Genomic DNA, 20507 nt, shown 5'->3' on the forward strand with positions numbered 1-20507 from the left:
AGCCAAGTATAATTTCCGCTTATGTAAGCGTTAGTTACCCTTTCTAATCTTGCGGAAACTTCTGCTTCTGGTGTAAAACTCGCATAATACGGATGGTTCCATCATCAACACAATAAGAAACGATCATTGATACTTCGGGGATAATTAAGATTCGTCCACGAAAAATATCTCTTTGAACACCCATTAACGGATGTTCAAGTAAATTTTCAACTTTAGACTCAATTATTTGGTCGGTTTTTTCTGCTGCGCTAGGGTTAAAATCAAATAAGAATTCAAATATCTTTTCACGGTCATTCAGTGATTCTTCTTCCCAAAGAATCATCTTTTATCTCTATTACGGATCTTGTTCTTTCTAACTTCCATCTGGGTTTTAGCTTCATTGTGTTCCATAAAATTAGCTTTACCGCTATCAAATTTATCAAATGCAGCATTTATTTGTTCTGTTAACCACAAATCATGGGTCATTGTTTTTCGTTGTTCTTCAGCTAAGCCTACGGTAAGCTCTCTACATGCATCGCTTAATGTACGCCCTTGGCTTTCAGCCATTAACTGCGCCAAGCGTTTAGTTTCTTCATCGACTCTAAATTGTATGCGAGTGTCCATAATATATTACCTTAAGTTCATTGTGTACTCACAAATGTTAGCACTAGTATTGCGCACAGGCAATTATAAGTCATTAAAACAGGACAAATAACAGTTGGCTTTTGCTCCTGTGTCGCTGATTTTAGCCAACATATTATTTGCTTCTTAATGAGGTGTTAGGTACTCAATAAATATGGTTTTTCCATTTAAAATGTTAAAAAAAATTATAGCTTTCTCTTTGGTTTTTAGTTTCCAAGTGAATGCAGCATTAACTATTAAAAAATCAGAGCCTAAAGATGATTTAGCTAGCTTTACTGTTACAAATAAAAGCAATCAATCTACTTTTAAAGTTTATTTTAATGATGAATTAGAAGGGCTAGCGTCTCAATCGCTTATGATTTTAAGTGATATCTATTCCAAGCTAGCATTCAACGCAGGTTTACAGCCGTCAGATATAACATGGGCTGAGGTTGCTTTTGTGACAGATGAAAAGTACATCCCTCCAAGAAAAAATGGTTCAGTTAGGTGGGCTGTAACCTCTAAAACTTCTGATAAGCTATCGAAAAAAACTATTAAGCAGCTTTATCTATTTATCGGTCATGAGCAAACACATTCGATTCAAAATGCCTTGTCATGTGAATCACCTCGGTGGTTTGAAGAAGGACAAGCTATGTGGAATGAATTGAAGGTGACCAAATATTGGAATGGCCAAATAGCCATTAATGAACGCTCCAGATATGAACTAGCTTACAAAAACCTTAAAGGTGACCTTAACTTGGAGGGATGGGGAGGTATTAAAGTAAAACAAGAAGCTTATGATAGACAATTAACAGAAGAACAAAAGCAAAAAATGAAAGAAAATCCCAATTATTCACCACCTGGGCCATTCAGCTTTGGCCCTGATGATATAATTAGTGATGAATCAAACGCTGAAGCGAGATATTTTTATTCTCTTACTATATTTGAATACCTTGAAAGTAAATTAGGTATGCATAAGCTTCAGCTCTTTTTTAAGGATGTCTATCAAATGAAGAGTTGTGAGTCAGGTAGTTTGACGAAACACATTAGACAAGAATATAAACTTGATATATCCAACTTTTTTGAAAAGAGTACCTAACGAAAAAATTGATTATGTCTGGCAATTCTGATGTAATTGTACACAATTGAAACGAAGAAAAAATTAGTGCTATATCTCATTTAAATTATTCAACAACTCAGCCGCTTTCTCTCTTATTTCTTGTTTTTGTTCAGGTGCCATTTTATCCCAATTACGAACGGGAAAACTCATTCGCTGGTTGTTAGAGAACTGGTCGTAATTATGATCAATAAAGTTCCAGTACAAACTATTCAATGGGCATGCATTGGCACCAATTTTTTCTTTCACGTTATATTGACAGCCTTTACAGTAATCGCTCATTTTATTCACATAGTTACCGCTTGCTGCGTATGGCTTTGTGGCAATCCAACCACCGTCAGCAAAAAGTGCCATACTGCGGGTATTTGGAAGCTCTACCCATTCAATGGCATCAATGTATATGCCTAAATACCACTCATCTACTTGGTTTGGCGATATTCCTGCTAGCAGAGCAAAGTTACCGGTGATCATTAAGCGTTGAATGTGGTGTGCATAGGCGTGATCTAGTGATTGTGTTATTGCACTTTTTAAGCACAACATTTTAGTTTCACCATGCCAAAAGAAGTCAGGTAAGTCTCTTTTAGCAGCTAAAAAGTTTTGCTCGGCGTAATCAGGCATGTTTAACCAATACATACCCCTAACGTATTCCCGCCAACCTAAAATTTGGCGTATAAAACCTTCAATTTGAGCCAGTGTTATAGCGCCTGCTGATTTTTCATAGGCGTTAAGAGCGGTTTCAATAACCTCCTTAGGACTCAACATTTTACAGTTAAGTGAAAAACTCAGCCGTGAATGATATAGACTCCAAGCGTAAGGTGAGGCGATAGTCATCGCATCTTGAAAATTACCAAAATTAGCTAATTGATATCGACAAAAAAAGTCTAACAACGACAAGGACTGCTCACGATTGATAGGGTAAGGCACAGTAGAAGATTGCTGACCAATAGTAGTAATTTTATGATCTTTTATTCGCTGCAAATATTTACTAGCGTCGTTATCGAAGACCAATGGCTTTGGAATAGCCTTAAGGTCAGACTTTTTAAATGACTTCCTATTATTCGCATCAAAATTCCACGCATCACCTTCAGGTTTTGCGCCATTCATCAGAATTGAAAAACGCGTTCGCATATAACGATAAAAGTTTTCCATTCGCACGTGTGTCGCTTTTTGAAAATGCTCGGGTAACTCTTCAAATGGTAACAAAAAGTGCTCACTATCGACTTCAACAACATTAAGTGAATGTTGATTTTTCATAGCGTTTAATTGTGCACGTAAACGATATTCATCGGGTCGTTGAAAGGTAAATATTTCGCTGCCATAGTTAGATGTTAAGGCCAGAATCAGCGCAGGAAGGTCTTGATATTTATCTGTGTCATCTAATGTTAAATAACAAACCTGATGCCCTTCATGTTCAAGATAACGTGCAAAATCAGCCATCGCAGCAAAAAAAGCCGTTATTTTTTGAATATGGTGTTTAGTGTAGTTAGCCTCTTGATGCAGTTCAGCTATTACATAAACAACATTGTCATCAACATGCTCAAACCAACTATGCTTAGCATTTAACTGATCACCCAATAAAAGTCTGAGCTGCTTGGCCTTCATAAATCACCCTTATAATATTAATCTACTGTTTCAATTTCTACGGAGCTAAACTTAGAACCACTGTTAGCTCAAGGTAGCTCAACTTATCATAACCTCGTCGTACACTTACTTTGCACTATCAGGCTTTAGTTTGTTACGTCTACATCGTTCAGAACAATAAAGTACTTGCTCCCAACACCCTTGCCATTTTTTACGCCATATAAAATCTCGTTTACAGGTAAGGCATGATTTAGCTGGTAAGAATAATTTTTTATGCATTGATGTTTTCTCCCACTAACCCATCGCTTTTTTGTCTTTTTTGTCTTTTATAAATAGCGATGCTTTACTCGATTTTTTAGTTCTACGCACATGCTTTGATAAAATACGTTGGCTTTCTTTGCTTGTGTCTATTCGCTTTTGAAAGCTCCACAACAAGTCGCGAGCAATTTTACCAGCTTCATTTATATCTATCATAGGCAACGGATAATCTACGCCTAATTGGCACTGATAAAGCTGTTGTTCCATAGGCGTTAAATCCCAAGGTGTGTGGATCATTTCATTTGGTATTTCAGATAAACTCGGCAACCATGTTCTGATAAATGTGCCTTGTGTATCTTTTTCTAATGACTGCTTTACGGGGTTATACACTCGAATAATATTAGTACCCGTTACCCCTGACTGCATTTGAAATTGTGGATAATGAATACCTGGCTCAAAATCTAAAAATAACTTCGCTAGATGAGTAACACCTAAGCGCCAATCAAGTAATAAATGGTGACATAGAAAACTAACTAACATTGCTCGCATTCTAAAGTTTATATAGCCAGTTTTTATTAGACATAACATACATGCATCGACTAACGGATAGCCGGTTTCACCTTGTTGCCATTTTATTAGTCGTTCTTCAATAGTAAGGCCAAGATGAACTTTAGGATAGGTTAACTCGCTGTAAGCTTTATTAACGGGGCGCCATTGCATTTGATGTTCGCTTTCAAATTTTTGTATAAAATGACAATGCCAATGCAAACGAGAAGCCACAGCATCAATAGAGCGTTTCCAGCCCTTTTCAGTTCTTTTCAATAAAATGCTTTGGTAAAACTGCCGTACACTGATATTTCCCCAAGCTAAATAAGGCGATAAACGTGAACAACTTTTACGACTTTCATGTGGTTTCGAAATATCATATTGATAGTTTTTTCCACGCTCAGCAAAGAATGATTGCAACATTTTATGTGCCCATGTTTCACCGCCCTTTAGCATAAACTTGTTCGGCTGAGTCCATGAAACAGGTAAAATAAATTCGGGCAAGCTCGCTAGTCTTTCAACACTCACTAATCCTGTTGATGATAAAACGGCCTAGCTCAATTCAGCTTTCATTACTTTTTGCCAATGACTATCCCACTTATTTCTGTTCTTCATACCACGCATTACTGCACCTGTGGCACTTTCAAACCAAGTAATATTCTGTGTTTTACACCAACTTTTTACGGCTTTGTCTCGGTTGAAGGTAGATAATAACCCTACTTCTTCATGGCTATATAGATTCGCCACTTTAAAGATTTTCTGAATTTCATTCAAGCCATCTATTGCATCACCATAGTAAACATAAATCTTAGTGTTAAATGGCGATAGCTGAATGTTGAGGTCTTGAATTGATTGCCAAATAAACCGCCAATGTCGCTCTTCATAATGAGGATCATCGATTAATAAAGGTTCAAATACGTAATATATAAGTGTTAATCCAGCTTGCGTAGATTCTGCAAGAGGTTCGTGATCGCTTAGTCTTAAATCACGCTTTAACCAAACAATGTTAACGCTGTCTTTGTGCACATTTTCTTGTAGTTTTTGGGCGCCATTATCTATCAGCATGTTAGTTGCCATTATTATGTTTGGCTTGTACTGGCCAATCTGAGGCATCAACAGAGTCTAGTGTTTGGCAGCTAGAAATTTCGATATTTTCTGTCCACGCAGCCTGATAGACTCGATCGGGATCAAAAATTTCGCTTTGTTTCTCTATATTAAAATGGCGACCTCCTCTAGGGTCAGCGCCAACACCGGCGATATATTGCCAATTGCCCCAATTAACCGCAGCATCATAATCTATTAAGCGTTCTTCAAACCAAGCGGCACCATATCGCCAATCAATACCTAATTCGTTAACAAGGTAGCTGGCAACAATTTGGCGACCTCTATTACTTAAATATCCTGTGAGTCGCAGTTCGTTCATACACGCATTGATTAAACTGCTAGGGGTATTTGAAAAACACCATTTATTAAATCGTTCAGCATAGTAGGTAGTAAGCGGTTTTTGCTCTGAAATGCCTTTAAATTGATACATTTTCGGCCCCACTTTAAAATGAAGCCATTGAAAGTACTCACGCCATAAAATTTCTAAATACAAACATTCTGTCGAACTATTTTTACCACTGAGTAGCTCGTATTGTTTAATATAATTAACCACTTGTCGGGCAGATATACAGCCATAACTTAACCAAGCTGATAACTTGCTGCTATTTTCCCATCCGGCTAAGCTATTTCTAACTTGTTTATAATCTGACGGTAAAGTGGATGCAAAGTACTGTTCAAGATGCTTTAAACCATATTGCTCGCCACCATTAAACTTAGCCCCCTGTTTATTTTCGTTAAATGCGACTACAGGCAACCAGTTAGGCTTAAAGTTTGACATTTCAGGCAGTGATTCAAACTTGTTTGGTAAAAATTCAATAGCAGGCTGCAGATCTATCGAACTGGCTTCAGGCAATAGTTTTCTAAATTTTGAATAACTCGCAGGAAGATTTTCAAGTTCAAAAGGCAATGATTTCTCGGTGAATAAAGTAAATTGTTCAACCAAATTAAAACTTAATTGAGGCAAATTTTCTCTGAGTTGGCTAATCAGTCTATTTTCATAAGTACCTGGTAAGCGAGTCGTAATAAAGTCTGTAATTTGATATTTATCACAAAGCTGACATAAGGTAGTTAAGCTATCGCCATATACGATATACAATTGCTGACCCATTGCTTTTAATTGTTGCTCAAGGTCATTTAGGCAACTTTGTAAAAATTGCCATCTAGCATTACCTAAATGTTTTGATTGAAAGTTACTCGCTTCAAACCACTGTTTATCTACAACATATACGCACAGTAATTTTTCAGCTTGGCTAGCCAAATTAAGTGCCGCATTGCCATTAATACGCAGATCTTTTGTCACCCAATACAAAGTACGCTTCATCGTTCAAGTTCTTAAGCTTAAAAAATTTTATACGAGCGAAGTAACAGAAGAGATCATAAAAGGGCGATACAACCCAATATGCTCATGCCCTTCGTCGGTAACCCAAGAGAAAATATGCCCAAGGGCTTACCGTTTGAACTCAGTGACTACCTACAATTAATTGAATTAACCGGACGTTGCATAAGAGAGGGTAAACCCGGTTTCATCGAAGAAAGCCTACCGAGCATACTCAACCGATTAAGCATATCGGCTGAAAACTGGTTAATCATCACGACAGAATTTAGAACTCAACTTCATGGCGCCATAGGTCACGAAGACGTGCTCAGTGATTATTGTGAGCATCAACAAATAAAGCGACGACAAAACTTAAGTCATTGCAATAAACTCTTTGCGTAAACACACGATTTTCCGATTTTATTGAAACACAACAACATAAATTCAACGCGTCATTACTTGAGGGTGATACTTACCAGAAAATTGATGTTTTAGTGCAGCTTGGAGCTAAAGTGATAATTTCGTTTCTATCTTTTGACAAAATCGCCATTTGATCATGACAATTAGCAAGATATTATAATATCGATGTTATGTGATTAGATTTTATTTAGAATGAGTGTCACTATTAACTAATTATGGCTCTGGTTTGTAAAACTAACCCACGTTCAGAGGCTAGCACCTCGTGGGGAGTCATTGTGTCTAGCAATATTATCGATACGGAGTGTTGAATGACTAAGTGTCCTACTTGTATTCAAAATAAACCTTTAAAATCACATCTTTTTGAGCTTTCAGAGCTTTGCAAGTATTTAGGTAACTCAGTTGAATTTACTCAACATGGCTCTACTCGAATAGTTAAAACATCAGTTATTGGCGACTGGCTAAAGCTTGCTTCCCATTTAAAAAAAGTTGATATGGAGTGGTGGCGTTATAGAGATGAAATGTCTGAAATGTATTGCCCTTCAGAAGTTGATGATGAGGCTTTAGATGAAGAACATTTTACAGAATACTCTACAGCTTTAACTCGTTTTATGTATGTTACAAATGCAATGGAAGAAGCTTATCGGTTTATAGATAAGGAATATCATTCTTTAGACTCTGTAATTAATATGCCTAAAAATAAAAGACTTAGGGAGCCAAGCATGAGATCTACCGTCGTTATTGACCTTATCCCTAAAGAATCTTTACCTGAAAATTTTTTCCATATAATGAGAAACTTAGAGATAACCTTTGGAAAGTACATTAAGCACTTCTCATTAACAGTCAATGGCATAGTTGATGTAAAGCAAACCGATAACAGCGCTGGATTACATTTTATTAGGAATCTAAGAAATCATATTGCTCATGGGGTTTTTCCAATAATAGATAATCCGGAATATTGGGGGGGAGAAGATAAAAAGAGAAATTTATTAAATTTACTTTTTCATGCATGCAGAGCAAGTGCGATTTATATTCAAACAATCCTTTTGAGTTTTAATGACGGTTTTCAGTCCCAAGACTATTTTTATATGAAAGATGTTTGGGATGAAGAAGGGGATTATTTTGAAAGTAATTGTAAGATTGAATTAGCGAAATCGTTACATTTGAACGGTACATATAGTTTTGCAGAACCTGTGGAACCATATTGCTAACAAGGCGTTTAAACGGAACTAAAACAGTTGGTTAGGTTTCGCTTCGCTACACATTATAACCAACAATTTTAGTCCGATTAACGCGGCGTTTTAGTTTTTTCAAAGCATCAAGGGTGCTTAAAAGGATTTAGAATATGTATAAAATAGTATTGTTACTTTTAATATTAAGTTGCTCAGCCTGTGTAGTATTACCAGAAAAATACCGCTCTCAAAAATATAAATGCGCATTATCGAGTGATATGAAGGTATTAAAGTTAGTTAATTTAACTGATGGTGATACTAGCTTTTATGAGTGGAATGATGAGTTATTGGCAATTATTACTATACCAACATCCGCTATAATTTCAGGTACATATGTTTTAGTTAATAATATCTACCATATCGGTGAAAAACAGATAAAGTGTAGCTAACCAAAAACTATAAGTCATTTCAGCAGGACAAAAAACAGCTGGTTTTTGCTCGTGCCTCGCTAATTTTAACCAGCCATTTTATTGCCTCTGAATGAGGCGTTGGTGCAAGGATTTGTGGTGAAATTTAGTCGAAAAGATATTATCTCTATTTTTATTGCTTTTTATTTTATATTTTTAATGTTTTATGGCTCAAGATCTTGGTTTTACCCTTCTAGTTCTATTGCTTTATCAATGTATGCATTTGTACAGCTAGCAACGATTTACTTAGCTATTATTATGTTTAAATCCCCAATTAGGTTAACTAAAACTAAATATGGTGAAGTTAAAAAACCGATAGCTATTCTGGGCATAATCTTTATATTTCCAGCAATATTTTGGTTACCCCTTTCTATTGGTTTACCAGTCCAAATTTCACTATTTCTATCGCCCAATGAAAAAATATTAACTACTGTTAGTTCAGTAGATAGCAGAAGTAGAAGATGTCATAATAAAATTGCATTTACGGATATGGATATTTTTTAAAATTTGGAATCTGTGTTAATAAAGATATTGTTGGTTCGTATCAAAAAGGTGATAAAGTTGAATTCATAGTAAATAAAAGCATACTTGGAATCAGAATTTATTCATTTAAAAGTACGGCTAACAACACGCCCTGAGGTGGACAACAAATATAATTAGCGTTCTGAGATGAAAAAAACTGGCCGCTATGACCTTACATCAGTCCCTGAAACATCGAGTGATTTGTAGTTAAAATTCACCCCTAATATGTTTATAAGTTAACAAAAGTTAATGTCGTCTTTGTTATCTGCTGCCGTAAACCACAACAAACACCTAATGTCCGCAATGTCGTGAAAGTAGCCATAAGATCAACTTAAAGCTTGGTAGCTTTAAATAATAAAATCTACTCTTCGTAGTTATTTCTGCTGAGTTATTCAGTCGTACAACCAGCTAACATAATATTAGTTCTAGTATGGGCTAATTAAGCTTTATTTATACGTAGCGTTTAGTGCAGGCGTTGATAGTACAATGTCTGTTAACAAAGACTCTTGCTGGCAAAATAATTTATAGAGTTGTAATTGATTTTCTGCTCTGACTAAATTGTGGCGGGCATAAGTGGTTTTAAAATATCGATCGCCATTTAAGAAGTCAGTTAAAAAACGGGTGCTGAGCATAAAGGGCATCAATTTGATGCCACATAATAAGCTCGTTCGTTCAATTTCACTTAGTGAGCCATTAAAACCTGCAACATAAGCACTTGTGAGTGCCGTTAGCATATTCCAATCAATTGACATATTATCGAGATCAGCACTATCTTCGGCAATGGATGCACAGCAAGTGCGTACCATGTCGCCAAAATCATGCATCAAATAACCTGCCATACAAGTGTCTAAGTCAATCACCGCGACTGGTTTGTTAGTCTCTGTGCTAAAAAGTAGGTTGTTAATTTTTGTGTCGTTATGGGTGACACGCAAGGGTAAGCTTTTCGTTGTTTTTACAATATTGTCGATAAAATTTTGCTGAGATTGAATAAACTGAATACTTGCTTGAGCGGCAATTAATAATGGCTTTGACGCGTTATCTATTGCTTGGTTAAGCTGTACTATTCGCATCGACAAATCATGAAACTGTGTAATGATTTCTGCTAGACTTTCGCTGTTAAAATCACTGAGTGCAGCTGTAAATTGTGCAAAGGCATTGGCGACAGTGCTTGCTTGCTCTACGTTAGCTATTGACTCAACAGTATAACAGTTGGGAATGTAATGCAGACTGCGCCAATATTGTCCTTGTACAACAACATGGTTTTTATTGTCTGTAGTACGTAGCTGGCAAACAGGCGTTAAAGCATAGCGGTTATTATCCGACTTAACCTGTAAGTGCGAACTGATCTGGTCGGCATTGTTTGTTACATTCAGTGGCGAAGTAAAAACCTGTTGATTTAAACATTGTAAAACAAAGGTTTTATCAGTGGTTTTTACTAAGTATGTGTTGTTTATTAGGCCATTACCCAATAAAGATATTTGGCAATCATCAATAGAATAACCAAATTTCGGTAATACTAAGGCTAATATTTCATTCGTTATGGACTGAGTCATGTTGGGTGAATAACTTCTGAGAATATGACGACATATAGGCGCCTAATGTTGTCTGTATGTTAAGGCATAGCTGATTATATGGGAAGTTTTCATTACTTTGATACAGTGTTGCTGTAAAGGTTGGCTGGTTATAATTGTTTCGTTAGGGGGTTGTTTAGTAAAACATAAAATTCATCGATGACCCGCTATGCTTAATGCGCATGTTTATGGGCTAATCGTTTTAAATTATTAATAGCTTTTGACGATGCGGTGTAAGCTAATACAATTTCACGGGTTGATTGCAAGCCAACTATAGGCCTGAAAACTACGTCACTGCGTTTAATAATTTCACTATGCGCGGGTAAAAATGCGCAGCCTAAACCAGCATGTACCAAGCCAAGTGCATAATCGATGGTTGTTATTTTTGCCCGTACATCAAGGCTAACGCCTGAGATCGCTAAAGTGTCTTGTAGGTGATCCCAAGCACTGCAAGGCGTACGCTGAATAAAAGGTAAGCCGTCTAGCTGTTGAATTGTAACGGTATCTTTAAGTGCTAATATATGATCATACGGTAGGGCAAGTAAGTAATCTTCATGCCACATGTCAATGTACTGCTCATTTTCATGGAGTTCATCTTTTAAAATAATGCGTGCATCAACATTTTCAGTATGTGGTACTAAAGTCAATTCGACAGAAGGGTTTGCGGAGGTAAATTCTTTTAACAATAAGCTCATGCGTTCGACACCTAAGCCGCGAGTAACACCTAGGTTGAAGGGGTGCTTATTGGTTTTTTCTGAAAAAACGCTTTTAATTGCGCCTGCTTGTCCTAACAACTGTTTCGCCAATGGAAATAATTTTTTACCTTGCTCTGAAGGCGTTACGCCACGCGCATGACGAATAAAAAGTTGCACTTTAAGTTGTTGCTCAAGTTGGGCTATTGCTGCTGATATTGAAGGCTGAGCGATAAAACATGCTTTTGCAGCAGCACTAAAACTTTTTAGCTCATAGACCGAAATAAAATACTTCAGTGACTTTAAATCCATAATAAACTTAGTTGGCTTAGGTATAGCTTTAAACTATATCAGTTAAAGGTAAATAATGTTTTAACTTTGGCTAGTATTTGCTTATTATTTTTGCACTTAATTATTTTTCAGCTTAACAGGTAATTTCATGTCTAATTCAAACAGTGCAAACCGTCCTTCGTTTAAATGGCAAGATCCACTTTTATTGGAATCTTTATTGTCTGAAGAGGAGCGAATGATCCGTGACAGTGCGCATCAATATTGCCAAGAAAAACTCATGCCAAGAATATTAATGGCCAATCGCAATGAAGTATTCGATGTTGAAATTATGCGCGAGCTAGGTGCACTGGGCTTATTAGGCGCAACATTGCCTGAAAAATATGGCTGTGCTGGCGTGAATTATGTTACTTACGGCTTAGTTGCTCGTGAAGTGGAGCGCGTTGATAGTGGCTATCGCAGCGCGATGAGTGTGCAGTCGTCGTTAGTTATGCATCCGATTTATGCTTATGGCAGTGAAGAGCAACGGATGAAATATTTACCTAAATTAGCGTCTGGCGAATACATTGGTTGTTTTGGCTTAACTGAGCCAAATTCAGGTTCAGATCCTGCCAGTATGACGACTCATGCCAAAGCGGTAGAGGGTGGTTTTCGCATGACAGGTAATAAAATGTGGATCACGAACTCACCCGTGGCCGATATTTTTGTGGTTTGGGGCAAACTTGATGGCGTAATTCGTGGCTTTGTTTTAGAAAAAGGCATGGAAGGGTTAAGCGCACCAAAAATTGAAGGTAAATTTTCATTACGTGCATCAATTACCGGTGAAATCGTGATGGATAACGTTTTTGTGCCAAGCGAAAACTTATTGCCGAATGTTAAAGGGTTATCAGGTCCATTTGGTTGTTTGAATAAAGCACGCTACGGCATTGCCTGGGGCGCTTTAGGTGCGGCTGAGTTTTGTTGGCATGGTGCGCGTCAATACACCCTTGACCGTGAACAATTTGGTCGTCCTTTGGCGGCAACACAGTTAATTCAGAAAAAATTAGCCGATATGCAAACCGATATTACCACCGGGTTATTGGCTTGTTTGCAAGTGGGTCGCTTAATGGATTCGGACCAATTAGCGCCAGAAGCCATATCGCTGATTAAACGTAATTCATGTGGTAAAGCATTAGAAATTGCTCGAACTGCCCGCGATATGCATGGTGGTAACGGTATTGCTGATGAGTTTCATATTATTCGCCATATGATGAATCTTGAAGCGGTAAATACCTATGAGGGTACGCATGATGTGCATGCCTTGATACTCGGTAGAGCACAAACCGGTTTGCAAGCATTCTACTAAAAATATTACACAGATAAGGCGTATTTGATACGCCTTTTATTTACCCATTATTTAATGTTTTTTGTTCCTAAGTCGCATTAATCAAAGTGGTATAAATCTTAAGCACAATAATAAAAATATTCCGTGGAGATATCATGTCTGATCGTAATCAGTTGGTGAAAGAAAACTTTATCAACTTTGTTCGCGCCCAAACCTTGCCTGACTCAACTTGCACTTTAACTCCTGAAGCTGTTGGACTCAGTTCAGCTGATGTCATTGATCTATTTGAAACGCAAGTGATGAGTCGACACCTTGATTTGCAATCACGGGTGATGCAGAAAAAAGGCCAAAGCTTTTATACCATTGGTAGCTCTGGTCATGAGGGTAATGCGGCTTATGCCAAAGCTTTTCGTCCAACAGATATGGCATTTTTACATTATCGTAGTGGCGCGTTTGTTATACAGCGTAGTAAGCAAGTGCCAGGACAAACGATTTTATATGACATGCTGTTGTCATTTGCGGCCTCAAAAGATGATCCTATTTCGGGTGGGCGTCATAAAGTACTGGGAAGTAAAGCGCTCTCAATTCCACCGCAAACAAGTACCATAGCGTCGCATTTACCTAAAGCGATGGGCGCGGCTTATAGCATTCCGTTAGCAAAACGTTTAGCGCATAAAGGTGAGATCCCAGACGATGGCGTTATTATTTGTAATTTTGGTGATGCTTCCTCGAATCATTCCACCACGCAAGGGGCGATAAACAGCACAGCTTGGGCCGCTTATCAGTCGATTCCTATGCCCATTGTGTTTGTCTGTGAAGATAATGGTATTGGTATTTCAACAGCTACACCGGAAGGCTGGATTGCCGCCAACTATGAAAATAGAGCCGGATTAACTTATCTTTATTGTGATGGCTTGAATATTTTAGATACTTACAAAACCGCAAAAGAAGCTGAACGTATTGCTCGAGAATTGCGTAAACCGGTATTTTTGCATATCCGCACCGTGCGTATTTTGGGGCACGCTGGCTCTGACGCTGAGTTTGTTTATCGTGATATGGCCGACATTACGGCAACAGAGTTTCAAGACCCACTGTTACATACCGCGCGTATTATTTTAGAAAACGAAATTTTAACGGCTGAACAGCTGATTGAAATTTACCAAAATGTAGAAAAGCGCATTGCTGTTATTGCTGACAATGCCGCTAGTAAAGCTAAGCTGACCAGCGCTGATGCAGTCATGGCTAGCATTATACCTAATGTGCAAAAAGCACGTAGTTCTTTGGTGGTTAGCGATGAAGCCCGTTCAGAAATATTCAAACATGAAAAACACAATCTCCCTAAAAAACAACATTTAGCAAAATTGATTAATTGGGCATTAATGGATTTGATGGCTGAATACCCCAATATTGTGATGTGTGGTGAAGATATTGGCAAAAAAGGCGGTGTTTATAACGTAACGGCAAAATTATGCGAACGTTTTGGCAAAAGCCGGGTGATTAATACTTTATTAGATGAGCAAACTATTTTAGGTACTGCCATCGGCTTAGCGCATAACGGCTTTTTACCGATACCTGAAATTCAATTTCTAGCTTATGTACACAACGCTGAAGATCAAATTCGGGGCGAAGCAGCAACATTACCATTTTTCTCAAATGGGCAATTTACTAACCCTATGGTGATTCGTATTGCTGGCTTAGCTTATCAAAAAGGCTTTGGTGGCCATTTCCATAACGATAACTCTTTTGCCGTTTTTCGTGATATTCCAGGTTTAATTATTGCGTGTCCGTCAAATGGTGCTGACGCGGTTGAAATGATGCGAGCCAGTGTGCGCTTAGCGCAAGAGCAGCAACGTATGGTGATATTTTTAGAACCAATAGCTTTGTACATGGCGAAAGATTTACATCAAGAAGGTGATGGGTTGTGGACCTTTGAATATCAACCTCCGACGTTGACAGACAGCAGTATCGATTTAGGCGTTAAGGTTGCCGGTTCTGGCAAACAATTGTGTATTTTAACCTACGGCAATGGTAATTACTTATCGCGCCAGGCCCAAGCTAAATTAGCCGAGCAGGGCATTGATGCGCGAGTTGTTGATTTACGTTGGCTAGCACCGTTAGATGAGCAAGGCATTTTGGCGCAAGTAAAAGATTGTCAGCATGTGCTGATTGTTGATGAATGTCGTCAAACTGGCTCAATTAGTGAAGCCCTAGTGACTTTAATTCATGAGCAAACAAGTAAATGTCCTAAAATAAAACGCGTTACCGCCAGTGACAGTTTCATTCCCCTTGGTGCTGCAGCCTATGAGGTATTACCATCGGTTGATAATATTGTCGATGCTGCGAAGGAGATTTGCCAATGAGTTCGTCAATAAAAAATACCGATAAAGCGCCCGTAAAAGTAATGAGTAATAAAAAGCAAAGAGCGGTAGTTATTTGCCCTGGACGAGGGACTTACAATAAAGAAGAACTAGGATATTTGCAGCGTTTGCATAGCGATAAAACCGAAATAGTTTCTCTAATTGATGATTTTCGTGACAGCAAAGGACAAATAAAAGTTGCTGAACTTGATGGCATGGAAAATTACAGCATGCGCACTCACACTGCCGGCGAAAATGCTTCCGCACTTATTTATGCTTGTGCGTTATCAGATTACCAAGCGATTAATAAAGACGAGTTTGACATTGTCGCGGTTACTGGCAACTCTATGGGTTGGTATATCGCCTTAGCCGTTGCTGGCGCTTTAAAGCCAAAACAGGCTATTGAGCTAATTAATACCATGGGTTCGATGATGACAAACGGTGTTATTGGTGGACAAATGATTTACCCCATCATTAACGATGAATGGAAAATTGACCAAGAGCAAGAACAAAAGGTGATGCAATGGTTAACACAGGCAAATCAGCCAAGTGATTGTGAAGTTTATATCTCAATTAATTTAGGTGGTTATCTTGTTTTTGGTGGTAACAAAGCGGGCTTAAAAGCGTTAGAGGCTCTACTGCCAGTGGTGCAGGAACGTTACCCGATGAATTTATTTAACCATGCGGCTTTTCATACACCGCTGCTGCATGATGTTTCAAAGCGAGCGATGGCACTGATGTCAGCAGAATTGTTTAATGCCCCTGAAATACCATTAATCGATGGCTTAGGAAAAATTTGGCAACCTTATAGCTGCGATGTTGAGCAATTACATTACTATACGCTAAGTACACAAGTAGTAGAGCCTTATAACTTCTCTAAAGCTATAGAGGTAGCCATAAAAGAGTTTGCCCCAGACAAGCTTATTATTTTGGGTCCAGGTGCGACTTTAGGTGGGGCAGTGGCACAGAGCTTGATTAGTCATGACTGGCTAAATTTAACCAGTAAAGCTGATTTTATAGCTCAGCAAAAACAAGCACCTTATATACTCGCGATGGGATTAGCTGAACAACGTAAAAGTGTCGTATTATAGGCTTTGAAGAACAAAATTAGCATTCGAGTATAAAATAAAATAGCTGAAAAAATATTTATTTTATACAATAGGCATAAGATATTTTCGTTTTGAGTTAAATAATGACCACAAGCCGTAAAAAAAATGAAGCAGAATTAATACTTGCGTTTAAAGCATTACTAAAAGAACAATGCTATGGCTCACAAAGTCAACTTGCTGAAGCCCTAGCTGAGCAAGGCTTTAAGAATATGTCGCAGGCGAAGATTTCACGCTTGTTGTCTAAACTGGGCGCGGTAAAAATGCGCAATGCCAGTGATCAAGTCGTATATATCTTGCCTGATGAGTTAGCCGTACCAAAATCAAAGCAAGCTATTCAATCTGTGGTGATCAGTGTAAAACATAATAATATGCAGATTATTTTAAAAACAGGTATTGGTGGCGCGCCATTAATTTCAAGAATGTTAGACAGCTTGGGTGAGTCGACCGGTATTTTAGGCACCTTAGCGGGTGACGATACTATATTTATCGCACCAACCAATGTTGATCGTATAGATGAAATAACCAAAGATATCAGTTTGTTATTAGGTGTTTCATCATCATAGTTTAATATTAACGGTTTAACATTAACGGTTTAACCGCTATTTATTTACTGCAATTTTAGGTAAATGGTTTTAAATTTTAAGCCTCAAGCTTTGAGAACTAAATCTAACTGAAAAGTTTTTAGGTTGGGGTTTCTCCCACCATATTGATTTTATGATGTATTGAACATAATAAAGTGTTTTAGAGATAAACCCTGATTTTCATGGGTTTATCTTGCTTCTATCAAATGCTTGCCACTTTTAGCTAAAGTATGGTCGATGATTATTTTTGCTTTAGTTCTTCAGTTATCGAGCTTTAAATACAAAGCGCGTTTGACTATAAAAAGGTTGGTCTGGTCGAAGTATTGTATTTTTTATATCGGCACCGGTATCACGGTTAGCTAACCTTTGTGGTTCAAAACAAAAACCGGAGTGTTTTTGATATACGCAGTTTTCTTTACCTGTTTGGCTACCATCAATATAATTAGCGGTATATAAAATCAAGCAAGGTTGGTCGCTATACATCGTTAATTCACGCCCAGAGCTTGGTTCAAATGCTCTAGCCGCAAATACTTCGCCACTGATAGCATTATCATTCGTTAACCAATAATTGTCGTATCCTTTAGCGATAAGCACTTGTTCGTCATCTGAGTTGATGTTTTTGCCTAAAACAGTCAATTGGCTGAAGTCGTGCGCGCTCTTTAGCACTGCTCTAATTTCACCTGTTGGATAAATGCGTTCATTCATCGGTAAAAAATACTCAGCGCTTAGTTGGATTTGATGCTGGTAGATATCACCTGAATTGTGTCCTGCGAGATTAAAGTAACTATGCTGAGTGAGGTTAATTATCGTGGTTTTATCAGTGCTGGCAAAATATTCTACGGTCAATTCATTATTATTGTTTAGGCTATATTTTACTTTAAAATCAACATTTCCGGGAAAACCGTTATCACCATCAGGGCTAGTGTGATGCAGTAATAAACTTGCATTTTCATCCGAACTTTCGGTGGATGCCTGCCAAAGTTGCTTGTTTAACGCTTTAAAGCCACCGTGCAGTTGGTTGTCACTATTATTCATCTCCAGTTGATAGTATTTGTCGTCAATAGACAATTGCCCTTGATCAATACGCCCAGCATAACGACCAATAATAGCGCCCAAATAATAAGGATCATTTTCATATGATTCAATATTGTCGTAGCCCAGCACTATATCGCTTGAATTTCCGTGTTTATCTACTGTTTCAAGCGCAACAATAATACCGCCATAATTACTGATTTTAACTTGCACGCCATGACTATTTTCTAAAGTGAAAAGTTGTGCTTTTTCACCACTGCGTAATTTGCCAAAATCGCACTGAGTGATCTTTGGGCTGCTAATGTAGGGAACCGTTGGCATATATGGATGACACTCATAAAAAATAGAAAGTCTATACTAGCAAGGAGCTTAAGACATTGTATAGTAAAGAATGTTAGCAAGAACAGGTGAAATTCGAATATAAAATGACAACAGTTAGCTAAAGCACCAACTGTTGATTTTTAATCGAGGGATTGCGATTTGTGGCTGTGGTTAGTGACTACGATTAGCCGCAATATGCGCCAGTGAAATCAAAGCTTGTTTATGCTCAGACTCAGGTAGCATTGCAATGGCATTTATTGCCTTATCGGCTTCTTGCTCGGCCTTTTTCTGGGTATAAACTAAAGAGCCCGTTTGTTTCATGGCGGCGAGTATGTCATCGAGGTGGTCCATACCATTGCCATGTTCAATGGCGTCGCGAATTAAGGCTTTTTGTTGGTCAGTACCGTGTTTCATCGCATACAAAAGTGGCAAGGTCGGCTTACCTTCAGCGAGGTCGTCACCAACATTTTTGCCCATTTCTTGTGCGTCAGCAGTATAGTCCATAATATCGTCAACTAACTGAAAAGCAGTACCTAAGTGTTTACCGTAATTCAGCATCGCTAATTCTGTAGCATCATCTTGCTTAGCGATAACAGCCGCTAGTCGCGTTGCTGCTTCAAATAATTTTGCGGTTTTGCAGTAGATAACTTTCATGTAGCTATCTTCTGTGGTGTCAGGATCATTACAATTCATCAATTGCAGCACTTCACCTTCAGCAATAATATTGGTTGCATCGGATAAAATATCCATGATTCTTAAGTTGCTTAACTCACTCATCATTTGAAATGAACGAGAATACAAAAAATCACCAACTAATACGCTAGCACTATTACCGAACATCGCATTCGCTGTTTCACGACCGCGGCGCATATTCGATTCGTCAACAACATCGTCATGTAAAAGAGTTGAAGTATGGATAAACTCTACAATTGCCGCGAGTTGTAAATGCTCTTCACCTTTATAACCAATAGCTCTTGCTGCTAATACGGTGAGCAATGGGCGCATACGCTTACCGCCACCATTAACAATATAAACACCTAATTGATTGATTAGCGCAACGTCGGAATGAAGTTTCGAAAAGATAAGATCGTTGACAGCGGTCATGTCTTGTTGAGCCAAAGCTTGGATATTTTTTATATTCATAGAGCGTAACAAGTTACCTTAATTGAGCATTATACCAAGTGAAATAAATAATCGAACATTTTAAGGCGACCTAAATATCCCATATTTGCGGTGCTTGCAGGCACTTTATGTTTAGTTTGGAACAATAAACATGCGCTCTTAAATATTTATTCTCGTTTATAACGGTTCATTTACTTAATTCAATTAGTATTTAGTGTTAGAATACTAGTAATTTCACGGGGTAATTTTACACGAAATTCATGACGATAGAAGTTTTGTGAGCAAGAAGTTTTTACTTTAGTAAAAATAATAATAAATCATTACTTTTATGCTTGCTCTAACCGATTTCTTCGCGTAGAATTCGCGCCCTATAATTTTAAATTTAAGCGTCGTCCATAGATGATGACGCAGTACGGAGTAGCTATGTACGCGGTATTCCAAAGCGGTGGTAAACAGCATCGTGTAACTGAAGGCCAAACAGTTCGTTTAGAGAAAATTGAACTTGAAATTGGTGCTGCAGTAGAATTCGAAAACGTTTTAATGATCGCCGATGGCGAGAGCATCAATGTAGGCGCGCCTTACATTGCTGGTGGTAAAGTTGTGGCTGAGGTTGTAAACCAAGGTCGCGCTGACAAAGTTAAAATTGTTAAATTTAAACGTCGTAAGCATTCACGCAAAGAAGCGGGCCATCGTCAATGGTTCACTGAAGTGAAAATTACTGGCATTAACGGCTAATTAGGAGCGATTTACAATGGCACATAAGAAAGCTGCGGGTAGTACACGTAACGGTCGTGATTCAGAAGCTAAACGCCTAGGTGTTAAACGTTTTGGCGGCGAAGCTGTTTTAGCGGGTAACATTATTGTTCGTCAACGTGGTACTCGTTTCCACGCTGGTAGCAACATGGGTATCGGTAAAGACCACACTCTATTTGCTTTATCTGATGGTAAAGTACAATTTGAAGTTAAAGGTCCTAAAAACCGCAAGTTTGTAAGCATCATTGCTGAGTAGTA

22 protein-coding genes are annotated in these 20507 nt (G+C 38.1%); 11 read left to right on the forward strand and 11 right to left on the reverse strand.

What is annotated here, in order from left to right; all coding sequences use genetic code 11:
* Positions 1-43 precede the first annotated feature (43 nt).
* Positions 44-322 (reverse strand): type II toxin-antitoxin system RelE/ParE family toxin, encoded by a 279-nt coding sequence (locus A3Q33_RS11675; protein WP_081180092.1) that lies wholly within the window; start codon positions 320-322, stop codon positions 44-46.
* A complete protein-coding gene (locus A3Q33_RS11680; RefSeq protein WP_081180093.1) occupies positions 319-603 on the reverse strand; it encodes a damage-inducible protein J in 285 nt (94 codons plus the stop codon). Before A3Q33_RS11680 ends, A3Q33_RS11675 begins: the two co-directional genes overlap by 4 nt.
* Before the next feature lie 172 nt (positions 604-775).
* Here A3Q33_RS11680 and A3Q33_RS11685 point away from each other — a divergent pair, with 172 nt between their 5' ends.
* Entirely contained in the window at positions 776-1699 is a 924-nt protein-coding gene (locus tag A3Q33_RS11685) for a hypothetical protein (protein WP_081180094.1), read from the forward strand.
* Between the two features lie 69 nt (positions 1700-1768).
* Here the strand turns inward: A3Q33_RS11685 and A3Q33_RS11690 are convergent, their stop codons facing one another.
* The 5 genes from A3Q33_RS11690 to A3Q33_RS11705 all read right to left on the reverse strand — a co-directional run bounded on the left by A3Q33_RS11690 (position 1769) and on the right by A3Q33_RS11705 (position 6527).
* Positions 1769-3319: a cryptochrome/photolyase family protein gene (locus A3Q33_RS11690; RefSeq protein ID WP_081180095.1), complete on the reverse strand. Its 1551-nt coding sequence runs from the start codon at positions 3317-3319 to the stop codon at positions 1769-1771.
* A gap of 105 nt (positions 3320-3424) precedes the next feature.
* Positions 3425-3577 (reverse strand): DUF2256 domain-containing protein, encoded by a 153-nt coding sequence (locus A3Q33_RS11695; protein WP_081180096.1) that lies wholly within the window; start codon positions 3575-3577, stop codon positions 3425-3427.
* A gap of 15 nt (positions 3578-3592) precedes the next feature.
* Complete coding sequence (locus A3Q33_RS21045) at positions 3593-4606, reverse strand: FAD-binding domain-containing protein (RefSeq protein WP_353615500.1); 1014 nt, start codon at positions 4604-4606, stop codon at positions 3593-3595.
* Positions 4607-4654: 48 nt separating this feature from the next.
* Positions 4655-5167: a deoxyribodipyrimidine photo-lyase gene (locus A3Q33_RS21050; RefSeq protein WP_353615501.1), complete on the reverse strand. Its 513-nt coding sequence runs from the start codon at positions 5165-5167 to the stop codon at positions 4655-4657.
* 1 nt (position 5168) lies between these two features.
* The gene (locus A3Q33_RS11705) at positions 5169-6527 is read right to left on the reverse strand and encodes a DASH family cryptochrome (protein WP_081180097.1); all 1359 of its coding nucleotides are present in this window, start codon (positions 6525-6527) and stop codon (positions 5169-5171) included.
* 78 nt (positions 6528-6605) lie between these two features.
* Between A3Q33_RS11705 and A3Q33_RS11710 the strand changes: the two genes are divergently transcribed.
* The 4 genes from A3Q33_RS11710 to A3Q33_RS11725 all read left to right on the forward strand — a co-directional run bounded on the left by A3Q33_RS11710 (position 6606) and on the right by A3Q33_RS11725 (position 9081).
* A complete protein-coding gene (locus tag A3Q33_RS11710; RefSeq protein WP_155866762.1) occupies positions 6606-6923 on the forward strand; it encodes a hypothetical protein in 318 nt (105 codons plus the stop codon).
* A gap of 326 nt (positions 6924-7249) precedes the next feature.
* Complete coding sequence (locus tag A3Q33_RS11715; RefSeq protein ID WP_081180099.1) at positions 7250-8149, forward strand: hypothetical protein; 900 nt, start codon at positions 7250-7252, stop codon at positions 8147-8149.
* Positions 8150-8283: 134 nt separating this feature from the next.
* Positions 8284-8559 (forward strand): hypothetical protein, encoded by a 276-nt coding sequence (locus tag A3Q33_RS11720; RefSeq protein WP_081180100.1) that lies wholly within the window; start codon positions 8284-8286, stop codon positions 8557-8559.
* Between the two features lie 117 nt (positions 8560-8676).
* Complete coding sequence (locus A3Q33_RS11725) at positions 8677-9081, forward strand: hypothetical protein (RefSeq protein ID WP_081180101.1); 405 nt, start codon at positions 8677-8679, stop codon at positions 9079-9081.
* Between the two features lie 464 nt (positions 9082-9545).
* Here the strand turns inward: A3Q33_RS11725 and A3Q33_RS11730 are convergent, their stop codons facing one another.
* Positions 9546-10652 (reverse strand): phosphotransferase enzyme family protein, encoded by a 1107-nt coding sequence (locus A3Q33_RS11730; protein WP_081180102.1) that lies wholly within the window; start codon positions 10650-10652, stop codon positions 9546-9548.
* A gap of 191 nt (positions 10653-10843) precedes the next feature.
* Entirely contained in the window at positions 10844-11674 is an 831-nt protein-coding gene (locus tag A3Q33_RS11735; protein WP_081180103.1) for a LysR family transcriptional regulator, read from the reverse strand.
* Positions 11675-11801: 127 nt separating this feature from the next.
* Here A3Q33_RS11735 and A3Q33_RS11740 point away from each other — a divergent pair, with 127 nt between their 5' ends.
* The 4 genes from A3Q33_RS11740 to argR all read left to right on the forward strand — a co-directional run bounded on the left by A3Q33_RS11740 (position 11802) and on the right by argR (position 17003).
* Positions 11802-12995, forward strand: a complete 1194-nt coding sequence (locus A3Q33_RS11740) for an acyl-CoA dehydrogenase (protein WP_081151714.1) — start codon at positions 11802-11804, stop codon at positions 12993-12995.
* 134 nt (positions 12996-13129) lie between these two features.
* Positions 13130-15334: a dehydrogenase E1 component subunit alpha/beta gene (locus A3Q33_RS11745; RefSeq protein ID WP_081180104.1), complete on the forward strand. Its 2205-nt coding sequence runs from the start codon at positions 13130-13132 to the stop codon at positions 15332-15334.
* Positions 15331-16422 carry an ACP S-malonyltransferase gene (locus A3Q33_RS11750; RefSeq protein WP_081180105.1) on the forward strand — a complete coding sequence of 364 codons (1092 nt, stop codon included), beginning with the start codon at positions 15331-15333 and terminating at the stop codon, positions 16420-16422. Before A3Q33_RS11745 ends, A3Q33_RS11750 begins: the two co-directional genes overlap by 4 nt.
* A gap of 101 nt (positions 16423-16523) precedes the next feature.
* Positions 16524-17003 carry a transcriptional regulator ArgR gene (gene argR, locus A3Q33_RS11755; RefSeq protein ID WP_081151718.1) on the forward strand — a complete coding sequence of 160 codons (480 nt, stop codon included), beginning with the start codon at positions 16524-16526 and terminating at the stop codon, positions 17001-17003.
* Between the two features lie 282 nt (positions 17004-17285).
* Here the strand turns inward: argR and A3Q33_RS11760 are convergent, their stop codons facing one another.
* Both A3Q33_RS11760 and ispB read right to left on the reverse strand, forming a co-directional pair.
* Positions 17286-18374 carry an aldose epimerase family protein gene (locus A3Q33_RS11760; RefSeq protein ID WP_081180106.1) on the reverse strand — a complete coding sequence of 363 codons (1089 nt, stop codon included), beginning with the start codon at positions 18372-18374 and terminating at the stop codon, positions 17286-17288.
* 171 nt (positions 18375-18545) lie between these two features.
* On the reverse strand, positions 18546-19517 hold the full coding sequence (ispB, locus tag A3Q33_RS11765) for an octaprenyl diphosphate synthase (protein WP_081180107.1): 972 nt from the start codon (positions 19515-19517) through the stop codon (positions 18546-18548).
* 402 nt (positions 19518-19919) lie between these two features.
* On the opposite strand from ispB, the gene rplU reads away from it, so the two are divergent.
* Positions 19920-20231, forward strand: a complete 312-nt coding sequence (rplU, locus tag A3Q33_RS11770) for a 50S ribosomal protein L21 (RefSeq protein WP_077285540.1) — start codon at positions 19920-19922, stop codon at positions 20229-20231.
* 16 nt (positions 20232-20247) lie between these two features.
* Entirely contained in the window at positions 20248-20505 is a 258-nt protein-coding gene (rpmA, locus tag A3Q33_RS11775; protein WP_081151723.1) for a 50S ribosomal protein L27, read from the forward strand.
* Positions 20506-20507: the final 2 nt, after the last annotated feature.

This window comes from Colwellia sp. PAMC 21821, from assembly GCF_002077175.1.
Lineage (GTDB): Bacteria > Pseudomonadota > Gammaproteobacteria > Enterobacterales > Alteromonadaceae > Cognaticolwellia.